The organism is Mannheimia sp. ZY171111, assembly GCF_017750945.1.
In the GTDB taxonomy this organism is placed as follows: domain Bacteria; phylum Pseudomonadota; class Gammaproteobacteria; order Enterobacterales; family Pasteurellaceae; genus Mannheimia; species Mannheimia pernigra.
Map to the genome: position 1 here is coordinate 903884 of NZ_CP046532.1, position 23609 is coordinate 927492.

General features: G+C 41.8%; 22 protein-coding genes. 7 read left to right on the plus strand and 15 right to left on the minus strand.

All coding sequences use genetic code 11. The features are described 5' to 3' along the window. Window position 1 precedes the first annotated feature (1 nt). Window positions 2–415 carry a preprotein translocase subunit SecE gene (gene secE / locus GM698_RS04305; protein ID WP_176807919.1) on the minus strand — a complete coding sequence of 138 codons (414 nt, stop codon included), beginning with the start codon at window positions 413–415 and terminating at the stop codon, window positions 2–4. Between the two features lie 122 nt (window positions 416–537). Continuing rightward, on the minus strand, window positions 538–1677 hold the full coding sequence (dprA, locus tag GM698_RS04310; RefSeq protein WP_209289706.1) for a DNA-processing protein DprA: 1140 nt from the start codon (window positions 1675–1677) through the stop codon (window positions 538–540). Between the two features lie 88 nt (window positions 1678–1765). Between dprA and def the strand changes: the two genes are divergently transcribed. From def to GM698_RS04325, 3 genes are read left to right on the plus strand one after another with little or no spacing between them, the layout of a single operon-like run. Beyond that, a complete protein-coding gene (def, locus tag GM698_RS04315) occupies window positions 1766–2305 on the plus strand; it encodes a peptide deformylase (protein WP_176807913.1) in 540 nt (179 codons plus the stop codon). 39 nt (window positions 2306–2344) lie between these two features. After that, entirely contained in the window at window positions 2345–3271 is a 927-nt protein-coding gene (gene rfaD / locus GM698_RS04320) for an ADP-glyceromanno-heptose 6-epimerase (protein ID WP_176809347.1), read from the plus strand. A 35-nt stretch (window positions 3272–3306) separates the two neighbouring features. After that, window positions 3307–3549, plus strand: a complete 243-nt coding sequence (locus GM698_RS04325; protein ID WP_159628937.1) for a PTS transporter subunit EIIB — start codon at window positions 3307–3309, stop codon at window positions 3547–3549. A gap of 47 nt (window positions 3550–3596) precedes the next feature. Here the strand turns inward: GM698_RS04325 and GM698_RS04330 are convergent, their stop codons facing one another. The 4 genes from GM698_RS04330 to iolC all read right to left on the minus strand — a co-directional run bounded on the left by GM698_RS04330 (window position 3597) and on the right by iolC (window position 9413). Further along, on the minus strand, window positions 3597–4418 hold the full coding sequence (locus tag GM698_RS04330; protein ID WP_176807911.1) for a MurR/RpiR family transcriptional regulator: 822 nt from the start codon (window positions 4416–4418) through the stop codon (window positions 3597–3599). Window positions 4419–4555: 137 nt separating this feature from the next. Beyond that, window positions 4556–5896 (minus strand): PTS sugar transporter subunit IIC, encoded by a 1341-nt coding sequence (locus GM698_RS04335; RefSeq protein WP_159628935.1) that lies wholly within the window; start codon window positions 5894–5896, stop codon window positions 4556–4558. 2 nt (window positions 5897–5898) lie between these two features. Next, a complete protein-coding gene (locus GM698_RS04340; RefSeq protein ID WP_209289707.1) occupies window positions 5899–7239 on the minus strand; it encodes an alpha-L-fucosidase in 1341 nt (446 codons plus the stop codon). Window positions 7240–7496: 257 nt separating this feature from the next. Beyond that, window positions 7497–9413 (minus strand): 5-dehydro-2-deoxygluconokinase, encoded by a 1917-nt coding sequence (iolC, locus tag GM698_RS04345; RefSeq protein WP_209289708.1) that lies wholly within the window; start codon window positions 9411–9413, stop codon window positions 7497–7499. 263 nt (window positions 9414–9676) lie between these two features. Here iolC and iolD point away from each other — a divergent pair, with 263 nt between their 5' ends. From iolD to iolG, 3 genes are all read left to right on the plus strand, one after another. Then, window positions 9677–11611, plus strand: coding sequence for a 3D-(3,5/4)-trihydroxycyclohexane-1,2-dione acylhydrolase (decyclizing) (iolD, locus tag GM698_RS04350; protein ID WP_176812126.1), 1935 nt, complete (start codon window positions 9677–9679; stop codon window positions 11609–11611). 122 nt (window positions 11612–11733) lie between these two features. After that, window positions 11734–12630, plus strand: a complete 897-nt coding sequence (iolE, locus tag GM698_RS04355) for a myo-inosose-2 dehydratase (protein WP_176807907.1) — start codon at window positions 11734–11736, stop codon at window positions 12628–12630. Window position 12631: 1 nt separating this feature from the next. Then, complete coding sequence (iolG, locus tag GM698_RS04360; protein WP_209289709.1) at window positions 12632–13642, plus strand: inositol 2-dehydrogenase; 1011 nt, start codon at window positions 12632–12634, stop codon at window positions 13640–13642. A gap of 57 nt (window positions 13643–13699) precedes the next feature. Here the strand turns inward: iolG and GM698_RS04365 are convergent, their stop codons facing one another. The 7 genes from GM698_RS04365 to GM698_RS04395 form a co-directional block, all read right to left on the minus strand. Then, a complete protein-coding gene (locus tag GM698_RS04365; RefSeq protein ID WP_159628929.1) occupies window positions 13700–14071 on the minus strand; it encodes a hypothetical protein in 372 nt (123 codons plus the stop codon). Beyond that, window positions 14061–14588: an ImmA/IrrE family metallo-endopeptidase gene (locus GM698_RS04370; RefSeq protein WP_159628928.1), complete on the minus strand. Its 528-nt coding sequence runs from the start codon at window positions 14586–14588 to the stop codon at window positions 14061–14063. The genes GM698_RS04365 and GM698_RS04370 overlap by 11 nt, the downstream gene beginning before the upstream one ends. Window positions 14589–14742: 154 nt before the next feature. Further along, a complete protein-coding gene (locus GM698_RS04375) occupies window positions 14743–15870 on the minus strand; it encodes a Gfo/Idh/MocA family protein (protein WP_209289710.1) in 1128 nt (375 codons plus the stop codon). A gap of 135 nt (window positions 15871–16005) precedes the next feature. Continuing rightward, a complete protein-coding gene (locus GM698_RS04380) occupies window positions 16006–17034 on the minus strand; it encodes an ABC transporter permease (RefSeq protein WP_176807904.1) in 1029 nt (342 codons plus the stop codon). A gap of 11 nt (window positions 17035–17045) precedes the next feature. Then, window positions 17046–18593, minus strand: coding sequence for a sugar ABC transporter ATP-binding protein (locus tag GM698_RS04385; protein ID WP_159628926.1), 1548 nt, complete (start codon window positions 18591–18593; stop codon window positions 17046–17048). Window positions 18594–18642: 49 nt separating this feature from the next. Next, a complete protein-coding gene (locus GM698_RS04390) occupies window positions 18643–19584 on the minus strand; it encodes a sugar ABC transporter substrate-binding protein (protein WP_236650871.1) in 942 nt (313 codons plus the stop codon). A gap of 365 nt (window positions 19585–19949) precedes the next feature. After that, window positions 19950–21461 (minus strand): CoA-acylating methylmalonate-semialdehyde dehydrogenase, encoded by a 1512-nt coding sequence (locus GM698_RS04395; RefSeq protein WP_159628925.1) that lies wholly within the window; start codon window positions 21459–21461, stop codon window positions 19950–19952. A 215-nt stretch (window positions 21462–21676) separates the two neighbouring features. Between GM698_RS04395 and iolB the strand changes: the two genes are divergently transcribed. Further along, a complete protein-coding gene (gene iolB / locus GM698_RS04400) occupies window positions 21677–22495 on the plus strand; it encodes a 5-deoxy-glucuronate isomerase (RefSeq protein WP_209289711.1) in 819 nt (272 codons plus the stop codon). 81 nt (window positions 22496–22576) lie between these two features. On the opposite strand, the gene GM698_RS04405 is transcribed toward iolB, so the two are convergent. Together GM698_RS04405 and GM698_RS04410 are read right to left on the minus strand one after the other, a co-directional pair. Beyond that, entirely contained in the window at window positions 22577–22888 is a 312-nt protein-coding gene (locus GM698_RS04405) for a hypothetical protein (protein WP_176807685.1), read from the minus strand. 59 nt (window positions 22889–22947) lie between these two features. Further along, complete coding sequence (locus tag GM698_RS04410) at window positions 22948–23541, minus strand: hypothetical protein (protein WP_209289712.1); 594 nt, start codon at window positions 23539–23541, stop codon at window positions 22948–22950. Between the last annotated feature and the right edge of the window lie 68 nt (window positions 23542–23609).

A 23609-nucleotide genomic window follows, 5' to 3' on the forward strand; every position in this document is an offset into this window, starting at 1 on the left:
TTTAGAACCTTAAATTTGTTAAAAATGTAATCAATGCCACAATAATTGAATCAATACCCCATAGCACTAATGCTACCACCACGCACATTGCAAGTACGATTAACGTGGTTTGGGTTGCCTCAGAGCGAGTTGGCCAAATAATTTTGCGAAGCTCTGTACGAGAATCTTTTATAAAATGAATTGCTTTTTGACCTTGATTAGTCATAGCTGCTAGTGCTACTGCCCCAATCAATAAAACCACCAATAAAAGCACTCGAACAATTAATGAAAAGTGTGATGCAAAATAAGTATTTCCTACCGCTGCTACAACTAAAAGAGCAATGGATAATACCCATAATACTGTATTCACGCCTTTACTTTTTAACCCTTTGTGTTCAACTTGTTCAAGGGACTTTGTTTTAATCTCAGTAGCCATATATAACCTAGAAATGAATAAAAAATCGAACATTTATTTTTAAAGCGTTAAATTCTATCATTTTCTACAAAAGTTGCCACGATCTTTTATATATTTTCGCTAAATTTCTTTATAAACAGCGATTAGTTTACCACATACCCTCCACTTATCTGCTTAATCACGCCTAATAATTCTAACCCGAGCAATTCCACTAATAATGTTTCTACTGGCATTTCTGTTACCTTTGCTAGATCATCAATAGAAATTGGATCTAAGCTAATATGTTGATAAATGCTCTGCTGACAAGCGGTTAAATTTGGCGTATTTTTTGCAAAAAAATGCTCTTTTTTCACCGCTTGTAAAGGTTTGCTTACCACTGTTTGAGACGCTTTAAACAAAGGGATTTGCTGGGGTTGGTATTGGTGAGCAACAGCTTCTAAAATATCCTCAACAGTTTCAACTAACAACGCCCCTTCTTTAATTAATTTGTGACAGCCTTGAGCATACGGATTTTGCACTGCATTCGGTAAGGCAAAAACCTCTCTGCCTTGTTCCAACGCATAACGAGCGGTAATCAGTGAGCCACTATTAAGCGTTGCTTCAATAACTAAAGTGCCGAGCGACAAACCACTAATAATTCGATTACGACGAGGAAAATTTTCTGCCACCGGCGGCTGATTAGGCAAGAACTCCGACACCAATGCACCACCTAAATCAACAATTTGTTCGGCTAATTTTTTATGGCGAGCAGGATAGACTTGATTTAATCCACTCCCTAACACGGCAATCGTTATGCCTTGTTCCATAACGATTTTTTGATGGGCAAAACCGTCAATACCAATGGCTAAACCGCTGGTAATGATAATATTATGGCGAGCTAATTCGGCAGCAAATTGCCCAGCCCAATATTCACCATAATGAGAATAGTCTCGGCTGCCAACAATCGCAATTTGTGGCAGAGAAAGGCTTTCCACATTTCCCTTTACATAAATTAACGGTGGCGCAGTCGAAATTTGTTTTAAGAGAAACGGATAATTTTCATCAAAGAGTGTCACAATTTGCTGATTTGGCAATTCTGACCAAGTCATCGCCTGATCAATCCATTTTTGATCAGGATTAAACCAACGTTGAATTTGCTTTTCATTCCAACCTATTTGTTTGAGTTGAAGTTTGTCATAGTGGCAAAATTCAGCAAAATTGAGTTCCGCCAATAATCGCCCTATACGTTGAGCCCCCATTTGCGGCACTTGTAATAATCGTAATAAATCGTAGTGATATGCCATATTTTCATCCTCAAAATTTCCCTAATAATAAGAAAAGGTTTAAAATAGCCAAACGAATTTTTTAAACTTTTCGAGAGAGATCACAAAAATGGCAGTATTAGATGTTGTACTCTATCCTGATGAGGGGTTAGCAACGATGTGTGAACCTGTAGAACAGGTTGATGAAAAATTAAATCGTTTCATTGATGATATGTTTGAAACAATGTACGAACACGAAGGCATTGGGCTTGCAGCACCGCAAGTGGGCGTATTAAAACGTGTGATTACCATTGATATTGAGGGCGATAAAACCAACCAAGTGGTGCTAATCAACCCAGAAATTTTAGAAAGTAGCGGCGAAGCAGGCATTGAAGAGGGCTGCCTTTCTATTCCAGGACACAGGGCATTAGTACCACGCAAAGCGAAATTAAAAGTCAAAGCCCTCAACCGAAAAGGCGAAGAAATTATCTTTGAGGCAGACGACTTATTTGCAATTTGCATTCAACACGAAATCGACCACCTAAATGGCGTGTTATTTGTAGATCATATCTCAGCTCTCAAACGTCAACGCATTAAAGAAAAAATGCAGAAGCTGAAAAAGCAGATGAAAAAGCAAAGCAACCAATTACAAGCGGTTAAAAAAGCATAAAAATTTGCAAATTCAACACAACAAAGAAAGGATAGAAAAATGATTATTGTAACTGGTGGCGCTGGAATGATTGGCAGTAATATTGTCAAAGCGTTAAATGAAATTGGCCGTACTGATATTTTAGTGGTAGATAACCTAAAAAACGGCGAAAAATTTATCAACCTAGTTGATTTAAATATTGCCGACTACTGCGATAAAGAAGACTTTATCGCCTCTATTATTGCTGGCGATGATTTTGGCAATATTGATGCTGTTTTCCATCAAGGGGCTTGCTCTGCAACAACTGAATGGGACGGAAAATACTTAATGCAAAATAACTACGAATATTCAAAAGAGTTATTGCATTTCTGCTTAGATCGCCAAATTCCATTTTTCTACGCGTCTAGTGCGGCAACCTATGGCGGACGCTCTGATAATTTTATCGAAAAACGTGAATTTGAAAGCCCATTAAATGCTTACGGCTACTCCAAGTTCTTGTTTGATGAATATATTAGACGTATTCTGCCAGAAGCGGAATCGCCGGTTTGCGGATTCAAATACTTCAACGTTTATGGCCCGCGTGAACAGCACAAAGGCTCAATGGCAAGTGTGGCTTTCCATCTCAACAACCAAATGCTAAAAGGCGAAAACCCTAAATTATTTGCAGGATCGGAGCAATTTTTACGCGATTTTATCTATGTAGAAGATGTAGCAAAAGTAAACATTTGGGCATGGCAACACAACATTTCAGGCATTTTTAATCTTGGCACAGGTCAAGCAGAATCCTTCCAAGAAGTTGCAAATGCAGTAATTAAATATCACGGTAAAGGGGAAATAGAAACCATTCCATTCCCAGATCATTTAAAATCTCGCTACCAAACCTTTACTCAAGCCGATTTAACTAAGCTAAGAGCGGCAGGCTATACAGATAACTTTAAAACGGTCGCAGAAGGAACCGCCGAGTATATGGCTTGGCTGAATGGATAATTTTTTCTAAAATGTTCTTTCCAAAAGGAGGAGAGATGTCTAATACAGATATTATCACTAAAATCATAACTGCTCTTGGTAATAAAGAGAATATTAGAACCTTAGATGCCTGTTTAACTCGCTTGAGGGTGGTATTAAATAACAACAATTTACTTAATAAACCCGCATTAAAAAAGATGGGGGCGATAGATGTGGTAAAAGTTGGCAATACTCAACAAATTATTTTTGGTACGAAATCTGCCGAATATTGTGATGAGATCAAAGCTCTAATTAGCTAATAAATAAAAATAGACCTGCACTCTACAGGTCTATTTTTATTGAGTTATTAAGCTTTTTTCAGTGCAAGTGAAACCGCTATTGTTTGAGCTAAAGTCATAGTGGCACACTGAGAGCGAAAGCCACTGACTTGGGCTTCTTTAATAATAAAAGAAACATCACTAAAAGAAAGTAGTGGGCTAAGCTGGCTATCTGTAATTGCAATATGCTTTACACCAGAGCGTGAAGTTGCTGTCACAATGTTTAATGTCTCATTAGCATAAGGTGAAAAACTTACCGCTATAACGGTATCTCCCTCACGAATTCGGCTAAGTTGCTCATCAAACATTCCACCAGAACCATCGATCATAAATACATCATAATCTAAATGATGCAACGCATAATTTAAATAGTTAGCAATACTAAACGATCGCTTTAAGCCAACAATAAAAATGCGATTGGCATTATGCAAAATCTCTACTGTTTGTGCTAATTGCTCTTGGCTAATTTGTTCAGACAATTGTTGCATCGCTTGAGTATTGCCTTGTACAAACACATCAAGAATATGATTAAGTTCATTATCCTCATCAAGCGGTTCAATTTGACGAAAAAGTTGCACTCTCTCGGTGTAACGAGAGGTACCTTCCATCATATTTTGACGATAAAGCTGTTTGATTTCATTAAACCCACTAAATCCCATCGCATTCGCAAAGCGAATAAGCGTTGATGGCGGCACGCCAGCTCGCTCAGCAATGACAGAAACTGTATCAAATACTACACTATTTCCGTTATCTAAAATATATTGTGCCACTTGCTTAAGGCGTTTACTCAAACCGTCATACTGCTTACGGATCTCCTCTTGAAAATGGGCAAGTTGGGTAGGTTCATTCATTTCTTTTTCCTAGTTATTAAAATAATTGGCTAAATGCACCTCACTATTTTAGCAACAAGCGGTTGAAATTTCGAAAAAATTTGCAAAAAAATGGCTATTCACTTGGAATAGCCATTTCATTTTTTGCTTTTTAAACGTTATTGTGCCGCTAATTTTGCTTTTTCAATCAACTCTTTTTGCTCTTCTTCGCTCAGAGTTTGTGATTTTTCTTTCTCTACACAAATTTTTTCATACATTTTGAAGAATGGGTAGTAGATGAAAATATCCAAAATAATCAAAGCGATACTTAAAATTGGTGCCCAAATATCACCCGCGGAAACTAAGTATGCTCCGATGGGTGCTGGTGTTGTCCAAGGAGCCATCAAGTAAATGCGATGGATTAGGTCAAAATCTAAAATGAGATAAGCAATTACTGCATTTGCTAATGGAGCTAAAATCAACGGGATAAAAAATAGCGGGTTCACCACCATTGGCACGCCGTACACAATTGGCTCACCGATAGAGAAGAATGACGGTACCAAACCAATTTTACCAATTGAACGCAAGTGTACAGATTTACTACGAACAAGTAAGAAGGCTAACGCAATTACTCCACCTGATGCGCCATGGACAATATAAAAATCCCAGAATGAGTTAGTGATGATAAACGGTAATGGCTCTCCTGCTTGGAATGCTGCTAAATTTGCCGCCATATTTTGTAATAAGAATGGTGTCCAGAGTTGCATTAATACTAGCGAACCATTAATCCCCAAGAACCAGAGCAAGTGTGTTGCAATAACAAAGAGACAAATTGCTCCTAAGGAATCACTCACAGCAATAAGCGGAGCCATAAAGTCCATAATCAACTGTGGAATATTTCTACCAGTTTCACTTTCTACCCAAATTGAGAACGGGTAGAGCGTAAGTAAAATGGCTAAAATTGGAATTACAATATTAAGTGATTCAGCCACTGCGTGTGGCACTTCTTTTGGTAAGCTTATCTTAATTTTTAAGAACTCTAACAAGCGGGTCATTTCCACTGAATAAATGGCAATAAAGATTGCAGAGAAAAGCCCGATGCCGCCAAAGAATTTGATGTCCATCATTCCATCTTTCACTGGCGCTGCTACTAATAAAAATGCCATCACAGAGAGGAATGCAGCAGGTAGAGGTTCCCGTTTATAGGCTTTAGCAAGGTTATAAGCAATACTGGCTGAGGTAAAAAGCGAAATAGCATTAAAGGACATTTGGAAGAAATTCCAACCATAAGGACTTGCCCAATTAGAGAACCTCCACCAAGCTTGACCGAATGCATTAGTTGTATTTTCATCAAACGGAGGAATCAGCAAAATCATAATAAAGCTACCAACAATCAAAAATGGTAGCACAACAATAAAGCCGTCACGAATGGCGGAAATGTGCGGTTGATTTTCCATACGGCGTGCTACTGGGGCAACGTGCGTATTCATAAAATCAATAAAACGTTGTGAAATGCTCATAGTTATTTTCCCTCATTAGCAATTTTAAAGCCCAATACATACCAATCTGGTTGGTAATTTTGAATATGTAGTACTCGACCTTGTAGACCTAGTTCTACTTCAAACTGTAATTCAGGATTAAGAGCGTGCAGCTCGCCATATACCGATAACGGCAACTTAGCCTCCCTCTTGGTTAAACCATCAATATAGAGGTAGAGATCTTGTCCGACATTAGTATAGCGATAAGTTACATCACCCACTTTCTCAGTTGGCTGTTGGCTACAACGGGATTTATAAATACCCTCTCCGTTAATATCTAACCAAGCTCCTAAGGCTAACAAACGTTCAACCTGCTCCTCTGGGATTGTACCATCCGCTTTCGGACCTATATTCAGCAATAAGTTGCCATTATCTGCAACTGTTTCAACCAACAATGAAATTAGATCTTTCACTGAAATTAGATGGCTTTCATCTTCTACTTGGTTATAACCAAACGACAGTCCCATTCCACGACACATCTCCCATTTTTTCTCACGAGAAGCTACACCGTGTTTGTACTCTTTAGAAGTGAAATCGCACCAGAGTTTGTTCCAACGATCATCAACTACGCCACCTTGAACAGTGTTGTAATAATGGGCAAACAAATGTGGTAGCATATGCTCGCCGACCAATGGCCAACCAATATCATTCCATAATACTTCTGGTTTATAACGATCAATTAACTCAATAACTTGTTTGTACGCATAGTCTGCATATTCATAGGTTGGGCAAGCATTTGAGAAATTTTGGCTCTCGGTAAAAATAGGAGCAGAGGAATAAGTCCAATCAATAATGCCAGAGTAGTACGCCCCCATTTTTAAACCTTGACCACGTATATGGTCAGTTAACTCTCCCATAATATCGCGTTTTGGCCCCTGCAAAGTGGCATTGAAATCGGTGTATTTGCTTGGGAACAAACAGAAGCCATCGTGATGTTTAGTCGTTAATACCACATATTTTGCCCCTGCCTTAGCAAACAACTCTGCCCACGCTTTCGGCTGCCATTTTTCAGCTTTCCACTGAGGAATAAAATCATTGTAGGCAAAATCTTCGCCGTAGGTTTTCAAATGATGTTCGTAAGTCGGGCCTTTCTTCACATTAATAGAATTTGCATACCATTCTGCATAGGGGTTATTGCAGAACCACTGTTCATCAATATCAATTTCGCCTAACTGGCAAGTTGGCGGGGCAAAAGCAGGCACAGAATAGATCCCCCAGTGGATAAAAATACCGAATTTTGCATCCTCATACCATTCTGGGGCTTGATGTTGCTTTATTGATTCCCAACTGGCATGAAATCGAGTTGGCGAAGCGTTTTTATTCATACATAGACTCCTATTCAAACAGAATGAAACTGAAATATATTTTTCATTATCTGCAAAAATAAAACCATTTATTTCATAAAATGAACGGGAATTTATATCTAGAATGTGAACTGCTTCACATTTACTCCATTTTGCGAAAAGAGGAATTTGCCCGATATTTCTCTTTTTAAGAAAATTCGGGCATCAAGCGGTCCTATTTCAGCAATTTTTACAAAAGAAAACCCCTCACATCAGCGAGGGGTTTAGGTAGGATGAGATTAGCGTTTTTGCCAGAGGTCAATTAAGGTTCTATATTTTTCTGATACAGCTTGAATCAATGCATGATCATCTAATTGTCCTGCAAGCCATTTTTCTGACGGTTCACCGAAAATAGTTCTGCCTACCGCAAAACCTTTTACTTTTTCACAGCCTCTGGCTTGTTCAAAGGTGGCTTTAAATACATCAAGCGGTGCATCTAAACCTAATATCAGAATACCACGGCAATCTGGGTCATTCTCTTCAATAGTCGCAGAAATTGCTTGCCATTGGGCTGTTGAAACACCTGGTAATTTCCACCACTCTGGTTTAATACCAAGTTGATAGAAATGGGTAATCGCTTCGTTGTAATACTGTTCGTCCTGCGGCATATCGGCTGGCAGAATAATTTCTAACAACAATTCGTGACCAGTACGGCTGCACGCTTGATACACCTCTTTCAATTTGCGATCTTGGCGAGCTTTTAAACCGCTTTCATCGGTTGGGTGGTAGAACGCCAAGCATTTGATGACGTGATCACGAGGGAACGAAGCCAACTGAGTGCCGAGGTCGCCATACTCCAATTCGAGCGGACGAGAAGATGGCTCTTCAATTGGGCGTGCAATCCAGTAATTTGTTCCAGTAATCTCATTTAACGCATCTTGCCCGAAAGTAGTGTCCGCTAAAATCCCTGCTTGATTTTGCAGAAGTCCTGCCTCCGCTGCGGTCTGCACCATCGCTTTTAACAGAAGTTGTTTGAGCTTCGGAATACGATCGACATCTGCCCCGACTTTGTTCGCCATATCCACCAGCTGTTTGCGGTGGTCGAACGCAAAAATACAAAGATTTTCCCATGATTTTTTGCGGGTAGTGACGCGGTGCAAGTGGTTAAGGCGTTCATCTAAATCAGGACGAGGCACGCTTTCTGCACGAGTGAGATAATCATCTAGCTCACGCTTAGTTGGCATTGCCGGAGAACAACCGTGACGAGAAACCACTAACGCACCACAAGCATTCGCATATCGACAAGCTTGCTCCCAACCTTCATTATTCAAGTAACCACGCAATAAACCAGACATAAAGGCATCACCTGCTCCCAGCACATTTAGCACTTCAACACGCACGCCATACACATTCAAACCACCATCTAGATCATCAGGTAATTCCCCCTCAAATACCGAGCAACCTAATGCTCCACGTTTGCACACTAATGTTGCCTTCGACACTTTACGTACATTTTTCAATGCTGTGAGCGTATCCGTTGAGCCACCTGCAATATGGAACTCTTCTTCCGTACCGACAATCACATCGAAATGATGTAACACTTCTTGTAAAGATTTCGTTACTTCTGCACTATCAATATAACGGGTCTCTCCATCGCCGAGTGAGGTCAATCCCCATAGCACAGGACGATAGTCAATATCTAAAGCACGTTTTACCTCATTTCTACCTGCATATTCTAAGGCAGTCAACACTGCTTCACGGGTCTTTGGATTAGAAAGGTGCGTACCAGTGATTGCCAATGCACGACTAGAAGCAATATACGCCTCACTAAAATCATCTTTGGTAATTGCCATATCCGCACAGTTATCACGATAAAAAATTAAAGGAAAGGTCTCTTTATCCTTGATTCCTAATATCACCAATGCGGTTAAACGTTCTTTATCGGTAATTAAATGGCTGGTATCGACGCCAACACTTTGCAATTCTTCACGCAGGAAACGCCCCATATGCTCATCGCCCACACGAGCCAACATTGAAGAACGCAAACCTTGAACCGCGGTACCATAAGCGACATTACCCGATGAACCGCCTAAATATTTGGCAAAAGTTGTCATCTCTTCTAAACGAGAACCGATTTGCTGCCCGTATAAATCGACAGCTATTCGCCCTAAACAGATTAAATCCAACGGACGATCTTGATGATTAACAGTCGTCATAAAGTACTCCTTTCAATGAAAATTTGTTTCAACTTTACTTATAATACAAAAACGAAATTTTTATTTCAATTTTATTCTATTTAAATTATCATTTCTGTGATCTTACTCTCACTTTGCACTAAAATGCCGCGAATTAGTAAAAATGTGAGGCTGCTCACATCTTTTTTTTAATTTTGCTGATAAAATAATGAAATAAAATTTTCATTTTGCAAGTTTTTACGAAAAAATAACCGCTTGTAGCGGTTACCATACAAGGGGGCTTTATGGAAACAACTCGTTTAACCGTCGCACAAGCACTAATACAATTTTTAGATAATCAATATCTTGAAGTCGATGGTAAAGAGATCAAATTTGTTCACGGAGTTGCCGCAATCTTTGGACACGGCAATGTATTAGGAATCGGGCAGGCACTTGCTCAAAATGCAGGTGAACTAACACTGTATCAAGGTAGAAACGAACAAGGTATGGCTCATTTGGCGATGGGCTTTGCGAAACAAAATTTACGTCAAAAAACCATCGCTTGCACCTCGTCTGTCGGACCAGGTGCGGCAAATATGATCACCGCAGCCGCAAATGCCACAGCAAACCGCATTCCACTACTATTATTACCAGGTGATGTGTTTGCTACTCGCCAGCCAGACCCCGTTTTGCAACAAATCGAACAACCTTACGACTTAAGCATCAGCACCAATGATGCCTTCCGCTCTGTCAGTAAATATTGGGACAGAGTACAACGCCCAGAACAGTTAATGAGTGCCTGTATCAATGCGTTCCGTGTTTTAACTGATCCTGCGGAAACTGGAGCAGTAACAATTGCATTGCCGCAAGATGTGCAAGCGGAAAGTTTCGACTTCCCGAATAGCTTTTTACAAAAACGTGTACATCGCCTAGAACGCACCTTGCCGACGGCAGCAATGATTGATGATGCAGTGAAACTAATTACCGCCAAGAAAAAACCACTGATCGTCTGCGGTGGTGGAGTACGTTACTCACAAGCGGGTCAAATTTTGCAAAAATTTGCAAAACAATTTGGAATTCCGTTTGCTGAAACCCAAGCAGGTAAAAGTGCGGTGGTGTCTGACTACGAATTAAACGTGGGTGGCGTGGGTGAAACGGGCTGTTTAGCTGCAAACCGTTTAGCGAAAGAGGCAGATTTAGTCATCGGTATCGGCACACGCTACACCGATTTCACCACATCTTCGAAATGGATGTTCCAAAATCCCGACGTACAGTTCTTAAATATCAATGTGGCTCGTTTCGATGCCTATAAATTAGACGGCATACAAATTGTTGCCGATGCAAAAACCGCATTAGAAGCGTTAAGCCAAGCGATTCCAAGCGGTTATCAAGCACAATGGGGCAATGAAATTCGGGCAGCCAAAGCAGACTTTGCAGCAGAAATTCAACGTCTGCGTAGTATTCAATATAGCCCAGATTTCACCCCTGAAATCAATGATAACCTCGATCACAAAGCCGTGCATAACGAATTTATCCAACTCACTGGCTCGCAATTGACCCAATCACAAGTGCTGGGGATTGTAAATGAAACTATTGAAAACGATGGCATTATCGTCGCTGCCGCGGGTAGCTTGCCAGGTGATTTACAACGTACTTGGTTAAGCAAAGGCGAAGAGACCTACCACCTCGAATACGGCTACTCCTGTATGGGCTACGAAGTGAGTGCGGCGGTCGGCGTGAAAATCGCCAGACCTGAGCAAGAAGTTTATGCTCTACTCGGTGACGGCTCTTACTTAATGGCTCACACCGAATTAGTCACCTCCGTGCAAGAAGGCAAAAAAATCAACGTGGTGCTGTTTGACAATATGACTAACGGCTGTATCAACAACCTGCAAATCGGCAACGGTATGGATAGCTTCGGCACGGAATTCCGTTTCCGTAATGCCCAAAGTAACCAGCTAAATGGTGGTTTAGTGCCAATTGATTTTGCGAAAAACGCCGAAGCCTACGGTTGCAAAACTTACCGTGTGACCAACGAAGCCGAACTACGTGCGGCACTTCTTGATGCAAAACAGCAAACTGTTTCCACGCTAATCGACATTAAAGTGTTGCCGAAAACGATGGCTCACGGCTACGGCTGTTGGTGGCACGTGGGCGTGGCGGAAGTCTCTGACAGCGAGCGTATTCAACAAGCCCGCCAACGCTCCGAAGAGCAGTTAGAGAAGGCTCGGAAGTATTAGTTAAAAAACAATCCTCTCTTTGCTAAAGAGGGGAGAACATCAAGCGGTCAATTTTGCAAATTTTTTTACAAAATCTTACCGCTTGTACTCTTAATTATCTCTACAAACCAAGAGGTTTCTCTATGAAAGCAGAAAACATTCAACTAGGCATTGCCCCTATCGGCTGGACAAACGATGACTTGCCGGAGCTCGGTGCAGAAAACACTTTCGAACAGTGCGTGAGCGAAATGGCGTTGGCGGGCTACACTGGCTGTGAAGTGGGTAACAAATATCCACGAGATGTTGAAGTACTAAAACACAAATTAGACGTACGTGGCATTCAGATTTGTAATGCGTGGTTCAGCACTTTCTTTGTCGATGGCAAACGTGAAGAGACCATCGCTGAGTTTATCAAACACCGTGATTTCTTACACGCTATGGGTGCAAAAGTGATCGGCTGTTCCGAGCAGAGCCACAGCATTCAAGGCACAACCAAATCAGTCTTCAAAGAAAAACCAGTGTTTGACGATGCTGACTGGAAACGTATGGCAGAAGGCTATAACGAGCTGGCAAAACTGGCAGCGGAAAAAGGGATGAAAGTCTGCTTGCATCATCATATGGGCACGGGCATTCAAACCCCAGAAGAGATTGATCGCTATATGGCAGAAGTGAATGATGATGTTTATCTGTTATTCGATTCAGGCCACCTTTACTACTCCGAAGGCTGCCAAAAAGCGATGCTCGGCGTGTTGGAAAAATACATTGACCGCATTATTCACGTGCATTTAAAAGATGTGCGTGACGAAGTGGTCGCCGAAGTAAAAGCGAAAGATTTGAGCTTCTTAGAAGGGGTGAAAAAAGGCACATTTACCGTCCCAGGCGATGGCGTAATCGACTTCAAACCGATTTTCGAGATCCTCGAAAAACACGATTACAAAGGCTGGATGGTGGTGGAAGCCGAACAAGACCCAGCACTCGCTAACCCGTTTGAATACGCCCTCAAAGGCAGAAAATATATTCGTGAAACCGCAGGAGTTTAAGATGTTAAAAGTAGGTATTATCGGTGCAGGCCGTATCGGTCGTGTACATTCTGAAAGTATCAGCAAATATGTGAAAGGCGCAGAAATCAAGGCGATTTCAGACGTTCGTATTACCGATGAGCTGACCACGTGGGCGAAATCAATGGGCATTTTGCACGTTTATGACGACTACAAACAAATCCTGCAAGATCCGGAAATCGATGCAGTGTTAGTCTGCTCATCCACCAACACTCACGCCCCAATCTCAATTGAAGCTGCCCTTGCTGGCAAACACGTTTTCTGTGAAAAACCGGTTGATGCAGACCCAGCAAGAATTCACGAAGTGTTAGCTGCGGTGGAAAAAGCAGGCGTGAAATTCCAAGTAGGTTTCAACCGCCGTTTTGACCACAACTTCAAAGCGATTAAAGATCGTGTTGCCGCTGGCGACATCGGCGAACCGCACGTGATTCGTGTCACCTCTCGTGACCCAGACGCACCACCAATTGAGTATGTAAAAGTCTCTGGTGGAATGTTCTTCGATATGACCATTCACGATTTCGATATGATTCGTTACTTATCCAGCAGCGAAGTCGAAGAAGTGTTTGCGGTGGGAACCGTGCTAGTGAATCCAGAAATCGGCAAAGCGGGCGATATCGACACCGCCGTGATTACGCTGAAACTGAAAAACGGTGCAATCGGCGTAATCGACAATAGCCGTAAAGCCGCTTACGGCTACGACCAACGTGCTGAAGTCTTCGGTTCAAAAGGGGCAATTCACATCACCAACGACACTGGCTCAACTGCCGTGTTCTCTGGAGAAAATGGCGTGATTGCAGAAAAACCGAAATACTTCTTCTTAGAGCGTTATATGCAATCCTTCGCCGACGAAATCAGCTGCTTCGTAGATTCCGTCGTGAATGACAAACCAACGCTGGTAAATGGCAACGACGGCTTACAACCTGTGTTAATCGCTCTTGCAGCGAAAAAATCACTGGACGAAAACCGCCCAGTTAAATTAAGCGAAGTAGGGTAATATCACTGTCAAATTAAATACATATAATAAAAGAGTAAATCCAAAAGGATTTACTCTTTATTGTTTCTTAAATAAATATTTTGTAATAACAAGAACCAGCCCGAAAAGCTCTAAAAGGGTTCCTGAGATATATAAATGCAAAATAAAATCACTATATTCCATCCATTTTAAACCAACACAGGCAAAGACAATATTCATTATCAACAGTTGCCCAATCATAACTCCAATAAGCCATGTGGCATATCTCTTCTTTAAATCAATATCTGTTTCAAAATCATCATTTTTTAGCTTATGGGCACGTTTTCTTTCATCATCTGTTGGTGCGTCTTGAGACTCGCTAGAGACTAACTCCTCTGCTCGTTGCAGGATAGGGGCAGTATTTCGTAAATGCTCGTTCAAATCTTCTAGAGGATTATTTTCATTGTGCATATTTAACCTGCACACCAAGATAGTTTAATCTATATTTCAAAGCCTCTAATGAGACATCCAATATGGATGCGATTCTTATACATTGCTGTTGAGTTAATTCTCTACCATTTTCTAGAATAACATCTTTTGGCATCAATAATGCTGCAGCAAAACCATTAGCAAAAATTTCTTGGGGATCACGGCCCATTCTTGACGATTGACCACGGTAATCAATCTTCTCATATGCCTCTTCTAATTTCAGCACAAAAGTATTATACATATAATGTCCTAATTCATGAGCCACTGTAAAACGTTTCCTTACATCGGATTCACTAGAATCAACCATTATCATAGGAAAATCCATATTCTCAGTTTTAACTAATGCACCAGATACATCTCTTGGTAGATCATCATATACAACCTTTATACCAAAACGTCTCGCGATTGCAACAGGATCTACTGGATAAACATTTTCATCCCAATAGCTAGCCAATACGGAACTAGCAAATTGAGATGATAATTCTCTCTCATTATTCATATTGACCTCCCATGCCTAACTTAAAAGATACAACAAACTCTACAGATTAGAATGGTTTCTATGAAACCATTCTAATCTGTAGAGTCATGATACTGTAAATAATATCAGAAAAAAACTATTTTTGTACTAATTTTAGAATAAACTAGTAATCTTATTAAAATACTTCCACCCACCGCTTCTCTTCCGCCGATTTCGCAATGGCTTCCAACACGCGGGAGATTTTGTAGCCCTCTTCAAAATCAGGGAACATTCGATCATCGGCTGCGATGCCGTTGATCAGATCTCGGATTTCCACTGCTTTTTGATCGTTAAAACCGATACCGTGGCCGGCACTCACGCAGAAGACAGAATAGTCGGGGTGTTCTGGTCCAACTAAAATGGTTTTGAAACCTTGGCGGGACTTGTCGTCATCGTGTAAGTAGAGTTTCAGTTCTGCCATTCGCTCTTGGGTGTAGGTCAGAGTGCCTTTGGTTCCCGTAACCACATAGGTGAGCCCCATTTTACGTCCGCAGGCGATGCGGGAACTTTCAATCGTACCCATAACGCCCTTGGCAAAACGGACGATGGCGGTGGCTTGGTCTTCGTTTTCAACCTTCACTTTTTCCGCCAAATTGTGTGGATTTGGGCGTTCGGTGATCACGGTTTGCATATCGCCGACCACGCTCACAATCTCTTCGCCGACTAAATAGTGAGCCATACTCACGATGTGTGCCGCCAAGTCACCGAGCGTGCCTAAGCCCGCTTTGGCTTTGTAGCAGTGCCAGTCAATCGGGGTGTTTGGACTGGCGAGATAGTCTTCGTTGTGCGTGCCGTAAAAATGCACCACCTCGCCAATTTCGCCGTTTTGGATAATTTGTCGAGCCAGTTGGGTAGTCGGGTTTTTGATGTAATTGAAGCCAACCAAGGTTTTTACTCCCGCTTTTTTCACCGCCTCGACCATCTCTTTGGCATCAGCGGCGGTTAAGGCGAGCGGTTTTTCGGAATAGACGTGTTTGCCGTGTTTAATTGCTTCGAGTGCGATTTCTTTATGCAGGAAATTGGGCGTGCAAATATCGACTACATCAATATCTGGATCGGCAACCAGCTTTCGCCAATCGTCAGTTGCCCGAGCAAAGCCAAATTCTTGGGCTTTCTGTTCAGCAAGTTCTTGGTTAATTTCGGCGAGATATTCGAGTTGCAGTTTGCCTTTGAGAGGGAAAAGTGTGGGTGCTTGTGCGTAAGCAATAGCGTGGCAGCGACCGATATAGCCCGTGCCGACTAAGCCGATTTTGATGGTTTTCATAGTTAATTCCTTAACACAGAGAAGAGAAATGACATTCTGCCTCCGAAATTGGAGGCAGAATCTTACATCAATAAAAACAAACAAGCGGTCTGTTTTTGCAACTTTTTTACGAAATCAGACCGCTTGCGTGATGGGTTATAACGCCCCTCTTCTGCTCTTCGCATAAGTGTCGAAGGCAACGGCGAGGATAATGATTAAGCCCATAATGATTTGTTGGTAGTAGGCTGAAACATCCATCAGTACCAAGCCGTTAATCAACACGCCCATAATAATTGAGCCGAAGATCGTGCCAGTGACACGCCCATAGCCACCCATTAAGGAGGTTCCACCGATAACCACCGAGGCAATGACACGTAACTCAAAAGAGACGCCAGCCACAGATTCTGCACTGCCTAAACGGGCGGAGAGGATAAAGCCCGCTAAACCTGCCAATGCACCGATCACCACATACACACTCACTAACGTGCGGTTGATATTCACCCCAGCAAGGCGAGCCGCTTCTGGGTTGCCACCCACGGAATAGACGTAGCGTCCCCAGCGTGTTTTGTGTAAAGCGAAGTAACCAATAATTGCTACAACAGCGAAGATGATGACTGGAACTGGTAAGCCTAAAATATCACCACGTCCCCACCAGCGGTAGCCTTCATCAAAACCAGCGATTGGTGAGCCGTTGTTCAGTACTAAAGTTAAACCACGCCAAATTGTCATACCGCCAAGGGTGATGATAAATGGTGGGAGCTTGAGTTTAGTGACACCTAAGCCGTGCAGCCAGCCAATCAACGTCCCTAAACCTAAACATATCACCAAGCCAATCAGCCAGCTCATTCCGCCCCACGCACCAGCTTCCACCGTAACGGTATTATCGCCTTTGATAATGTAGGCGGCAAACATTGCTGTCACTGCTAAAATCGAACCAACAGAAAGATCTATACCTGCGGTTAAGATGACGAAGGTCATTCCCACCGCCATAATGCCGAAAATCGACACTTCAGTTAAAACGTTATAGATGTTGCGTTGCGATAAAAATGCACTGTTTTGTATAGTGAAGAAAATCACTAATAGAATTAAGAAAATCAGTACACCAAAACGCTCAAAGAAGGCGATAAAATCAATTTTTCCTTTATCATCAACCATTCCTAGGTTTTTCAAAAATTGTGTTGTCATACAAACCTCGCTTACGCTGCGTGCTCACGCTGAACACCGACAGCCATCATTGACATTAATTTTTCTTCGGTTGCCTCATCGCCGTGAATTTCGCCTGTCACACGACCTTCGGATAAGGTAATAATTCGGTCGGAAATCGCCATAATTTCTGGGAGATCGGAAGAAATTACCAGCACTGCCACGCCCTGTTTTGCCATATCAAACAAGACTTGATGCACTTCCGATTTCGCTCCTACGTCAATTCCTCGTGTCGGTTCATCGACGATCAACACCTTCGGATTGAGTGCCATACAGCGAGCCAAAATCACTTTCTGCTGATTACCACCCGAGAGCTTGCGAGCTTCCAGTTCTCTACTTGCCATTTTGATGCGTAACGCTTGGCGGTAAGTTTCGATCAGATCATCTTCCCGTTTATCATCAACGAACAGGTTACCTTTGAGCAATTTGCCTAAGATCGGCAAGGTCATATTGGTTTTGATCGGCAAACCTAACACTAAGCCCTCTTTTTTACGGTCTTCTGGCACCAGTGCCACGCCTTTTTCTAACGCATCAAGCGGGGAGCTTGCTGCATACGGCTTGCCGTCTAGGCTGATTTCATCGGCGGTGTAGCTTTCCACACCGAATAAGCAGCGAGCGATTTCGGTACGCCCAGCCCCCACCAAGCCTGCAATGCCCAACACTTCACCTTCGTGAATGTTGAAAGAGACACCGTGTAAAGCAATGCCGTGTGGGTCAAGTGCTGGTTTTTCACGGTGGAGATTTTTCACAGCTAAACGAACTGGGCGATGGGTATGATGAGTTTCTTCTGGCGGACGGCGAGTAAATGCCACTTCACGCCCCACCATCATTCGAATAATGTCATCAACATTCACATTCTTTACTTCACCCTCGCCCGAATAACGCCCATCTTGGAAAACGGTAAAGCGGTCGCACAATGCAAAAACTTCGTTGAGACGATGGGTGACGTAAATAACGCTAATGCCACGGCTTTTCAGATCACGCACGATTTGGTGAAGGGTTTCCACCTCTTTATCACTAAGAGCAGCGGACGGTTCATCCATAATAATCAGCTTGGCGTTTAGGGTCATTGCTCGGGCAATTTCAACCATCTGTTGTTGTGCAACACTTAAACGAGAAACTTGGGTATCGGGTTTGATGTTTAAGCCAAGATTATCTAGCACCATTTGTGCTTCGTCATTCACAGCTTTTTCATTAACAAACAAGCCGTTAGTTGGCTCTCTTCCTAAGAAGAAATTTTCCGCCACCGTCATATTCGGCAGCAAATTGAATTCTTGGTAAATTGTCACAATGCCTTTGAGCTGACGATCAAACGGAGAGTCATTTAAACTCAGTGTTTCACCATTAAAAATAATCTCGCCACTGGTTTGCGGCTGAGCTCCAGAAAGCGCTTTTAATAAAGTGGATTTACCCGCACCATTTTCGCCGAGTAGAGCGTGAACTTCACCTTGCCCTACGGTCAGTTTCACGCCGTTGAGTGCCATCACACCGGAGAAACTTTTTTTCAAATCTCGAACTTCAAGTAAAGGAGTAAAAGACATACAACCTCCGTTAAAAACACCTCCTCACGTCTGTGAGGAGGCAAAAAAATTATTCACTCACTTCTGCAAAGCGTTCTGCTTCTTGCAGGTTCTCTTTCAGAATAATTTTCGGCGGATAGTCTGCACCGCTCACTTCTTTATTATCACGAATATTGCCAACTACTTGCTCTAATGCGTTCGATACTGCAAAGCCTGGACGTTGGTCAGCAGTTAAGAATAACCAGCCATCTTTCACACGAGCAAGTGCTTCTGGGGTCGCATCAAAGCCAGTCACTAAGACTTCACCTGCTTTTAAGCCTTGACTGCGTAATGCTTCAATCGCACCTAGCGCCATATCATCATTCGCTGAAATAATCACATCTGGTTTTTCTTTTAAAGTTGGCAATACGCTTTCTACAATACGTAAGCCTTCTGAACGTAACCAGTTACCAGTTTGATCGACGACAATTTTGTATTTACCGTCACCCGCCGCTAACTCATCACGAATCCCTTTGGTACGCTCAATGTTTGATGTTGAACCTGGCTGACCAGTTAATAAAATCACTTTCGCACCCTCTGGGTATTTTGCTTTCACCGCTTTCGCTACTTCTTGGCCACCAGTGTAGTTGTTCGCACCAAAGTGTGGAACTGGTTTACTGCTTTCCACTTTACGGTCAAGCGTTGCCGCTGGAATTTTCTCAGCAATAATTTCTTCCACCGCAGCTGAAATTGCATTCACATCATTTGGCGAAATGATCACACCTTTTGCACCACGAGTAATCGCATTTTCTAAGTCAGACGCCTGTTTGGTTGAAGAGCTCTGACCGTCTAACACTTGCAGTTTCACGTCCAGTTTTTTACCCGTTTCCAACGCTACTTTTTGGAGCTGCACTTCAAATGGGCTGGATAAATTCGGTAAGCTAAACACAACCAATTCATCTTTGGCAAAGCTGCTTATCGCTAGGCCCAGTGTTAAAGCACTTAATGCAAATTTCAAACGCTTATTCATCATAAAAATCCTCTTGTTAGATGGGAATTGGTGGCAAGAAATTGCCAACTTTACTTCAAACTTAGAAGGAAAAATGAAGTTTCATTTCAAAAACATTAATAAATGAAATAAATTTTTCAAAATAAAATATAGCATTCGGAATTTTTCGCTCCAACAACTTTGTTTCAATTTTGTTAATCAGATCACACTTTTGCCCTAAATTTCTCGTTTTAGAACAAATCGGGCATTGCAAGCGGGCAGAATAGAAGCATTTTTTGCAAAAAATTGGGGAAATTTGACCGCTTATCTCCCTTATTATTTAGCTGATAGAGAGCACAAAAAAAGCGGTGATTTCTCACCGCCAAATACTCAAAAAGGAAGAATACTTATTATAAAGTTGGGAAATTAAATGCAGCTTGGCTGCGAACACTGCTGTCTGGCCAACGGGTTGTGATGGTTTTCATACGAGTATAAAAACGTACACCATCTGTACCATATACATTAAGTGGTCCGAAAATAGAGGCTTTCCAACCACCAAAACAATGAAATGCCATCGGCACTGGAATTGGGATATTCACGCCCACCATACCGGCTTGTACATCTTGGGTAAATTGACGGGCAGAATCGCCATCTGCGGTGAAGATCGCACTGCCGTTGCCGTATTGGTGGCTATTGATAATCGCCATACCTTCGGCGTAATCTTTTACACGCACCACGGACAACACTGGTCCGAATATCTCTTCTTTCCAAATCGTCATTTCAGGGGTGACGTTATCAAATAACGTACCGCCAACAAAATAACCATTCTCGTGTCCTGACACTTTGTAGCCACGACCATCAACACAAAGTTTCGCCCCTTGTGCCACACCTTGATCGATATAGCCTTCAATTTTTGCTTTATGTTCTTTTGAAATCACAGGTCCCATATCGTTCTCGGTTTGACCTTCTGGTAATAAGCCTGCACCAATTTTTAGCGCTTTCACTTTTGGAATCAGCTCTTCAACAATTTTATCCGCCAACTCATTGCCCACGATCACCGCAACCGACAACGCCATACAACGCTCACCAGCGGCTCCAAATGCCGCACCAAGTAAAGCATTTACCGTATTTTGTACATCCGCATCTGGCATAATCAACGCGTGGTTTTTAGCACCACCTAAGGCTTGAACACGTTTACCATTTGCTGAGCCTTTTTCGTAAATATATTGAGCAATTGCTGTTGAACCGACAAAACTGACCGCTTGAATACGAGGATCAGTTAAAAGAATATCTACCGCTTCTTTGTCACCTTGTACAACGTTAAATACACCATCAGGTAAACCGGCTTCTTTTAGTAATTCCGCTAAACGAATAGAAACACTTGGATCTTTTTCAGAAGGTTTTAAAACAAAGGTATTACCACAAGCAAGAGCAACAGGAAACATCCACATCGGCACCATTGCTGGGAAATTAAACGGCGTAATACCAGCTACCACACCTAATGGCTGTTGAATTGAGTGAATGTCGATACCACGCCCTGCATTCGCTGAAAATTCACCTTTTTGTAAATGTGGAATACCCGTTGCAAATTCCACAACCTCTAAACCACGTGTTAATTCACCGATAGCATCAGAATAAACTTTACCGTGTTCAGCACTAATAAGACGAGCTAATTCATCAAAATTTACTTCAAGTAACTCTTTGAATTTAAATAAAATTCTAGCACGACGAAGTGGAGATTGCTGAGACCAGCTCTTGAATGCAACATCAGCTGCAGCAATCGCTAAATCTACTTCGGTAGCAGTACTTAATTTCACTTTTTTTGTTTCTTCACCCGTTGCTGGATTAAATACAGAAGTAATGCGTTGGCTTTGGCTTTCAACCGTTGCACCATTAATAAAGTTTTGCACAAATTGGCTCATTGAAAACTCCTTATCAGATTATGAATCGAGGATAGACAAAATACAGCCCATAAATTACTCCCAAAAATAGAAAATATCAATACAAATAGAACAAAAATGAAAAATTTATTTCATTTTTGTGATCTGGATAACAACTTTGAAGATTGCTTATCCCCAAAAACGATCATCTGAGTTATAGTAGATTATCGATCTTATGAATACACACAGGAGATATTATGAGCGTTTTACTTTCTAAACCCCAGGCACAGCCAAACGGTTTAATTCAGGATATCACACCGCAAAATGCTAACTGGGAATATGTTGGCTTTGCAGCTTACCAGTTAGAGAATCAATCTATTACATTAGAGAGTGGCGAAAATGAGCTTTGTCTTGTTTTAATAGCAGGTAAAGGTTCAGTGTTTGTTGATGAACATCGTTTTGAAAATATCGGCAACCGCACTAGCCCGTTTGAAAAAATCCCGCCTTATTCAGTCTATGTTCCGCCACGCAAAAAAGTAAAAGTGGAAACAAGCGGTCAATTAGAGCTTGCAGTGTGCAAAGCACCAAGCCAAGGTAACTATCCTATACGTCTGATAACCCCAAATGATGTGGGTGTTGAAAAACGTGGCGTGGGCAATAATCAACGCTTAGTACATAACATTCTTCCTGAAACCGAGCCAGCAGACAGCCTACTCGTGGTCGAAGTTTTCACGGATGAAGGCAATACCAGCTCTTATCCAAGCCATAAGCACGATAACAAAAACTCCGAACAAGAAACTTATTTAGAAGAGACTTACTACCACCGTTTCGATCCACCGCAAGGTTTTGCTCTACAACGGGTTTATACCGACGACAGAACGCTTGATGAATGTATGGCAGTGTATGACAAAAATGTGGTCAAGGTGCCAAAGGGCTATCATCCTGTAGCGACTATTGCTGGTTATAACAACTATTATCTCAATGTAATGGCAGGCCCAGTTCGCCAATGGAAATTTACTTGGGAACCCGATCATTTATGGATCAATAGCGAAGCCTATAAATCCAAATTTAAATAGAAAAAATAAACAATGAAAAATCAAACATAAACATAACGCCTCTTTTCTTTTCACAAAAAGAGGCGTTATCTCATCACTTTATTACTTATTACTTCGACTAAGTACTAACTTCTTACCCCCAAATTCCACCGTTATCCATTTCGGTGCCGACACCTTCTCGTGAGATATCGCTATCAAATTTCCGTGCTTCTCCATTCGTTCAAACTTCCCTTTCACATCAAAATCTGACACGTCCATCTCTTGATTAAATATCAAAAATGTCCCTATCGGCGTTACCTTCACCGATTCCAATCCATCAAACTCTTTCTTGCTTAATTTGTATTTCGGCGCTTTCTTTCGCTTGTATTTCGACAGCAACCCTTCATCTGTCGCCCTTGCCACAAGCTCATTCAATCCCTTCTCTTCCTGACTTATCTCTTTTGTCTCTTCCTTTTTCGCTGTTATATCAGCTTCTACGGCTTTTTTACTTCGCTCACCTCTTGAGCGGCTTGAATAGCTTGGGTTGGCGCTTTCTTTACCTCTTCTGGCATAGCCTCTTTCGTCTCTTTGATTACCTCTTTAGACTCCGTCTCTTCAAAGATAACTTCTCCTACCTCACTTTTACTATTTGTACTATCTGTGCTATTTGTTGTATTTGTGCTATCTTCAAATATCACTTCGCTCACAAATTCCTCATTCCTTAATTTTAACGGCTCTTTGTGGCTTACCGCATTGATAAATATATTCTCACCTATACGTTCAAATTTTATCTCTAAATCAGGCACCTGCGATTCAATATTATCTAATAAATCCGATACCCTTATGAACTCTCCGCTCTTGATGCTCACTGGCTTCTTAAAGTCTATTTTGTATGTGAGATAACCCACGCCTAAACGGTTCGCCAGTAATTGTAATAAATTACCCACCTCACCTTCATACGTTAACTTTAATTTGGCTTGTTCATAACGCTTAAACTGCGCCGATTTGTCTACCTCGCTAGCAAACACATTGCTCGTGATACCATACGCCAATAACGCGCTGATGACCGCTTTTCTTAAATACTTCATCTTTAACCTCAATTCCTGTTATTTCATTTAAAAAAAGACGCTTGTAAGCCATCTTTCTCTCCTTTGAT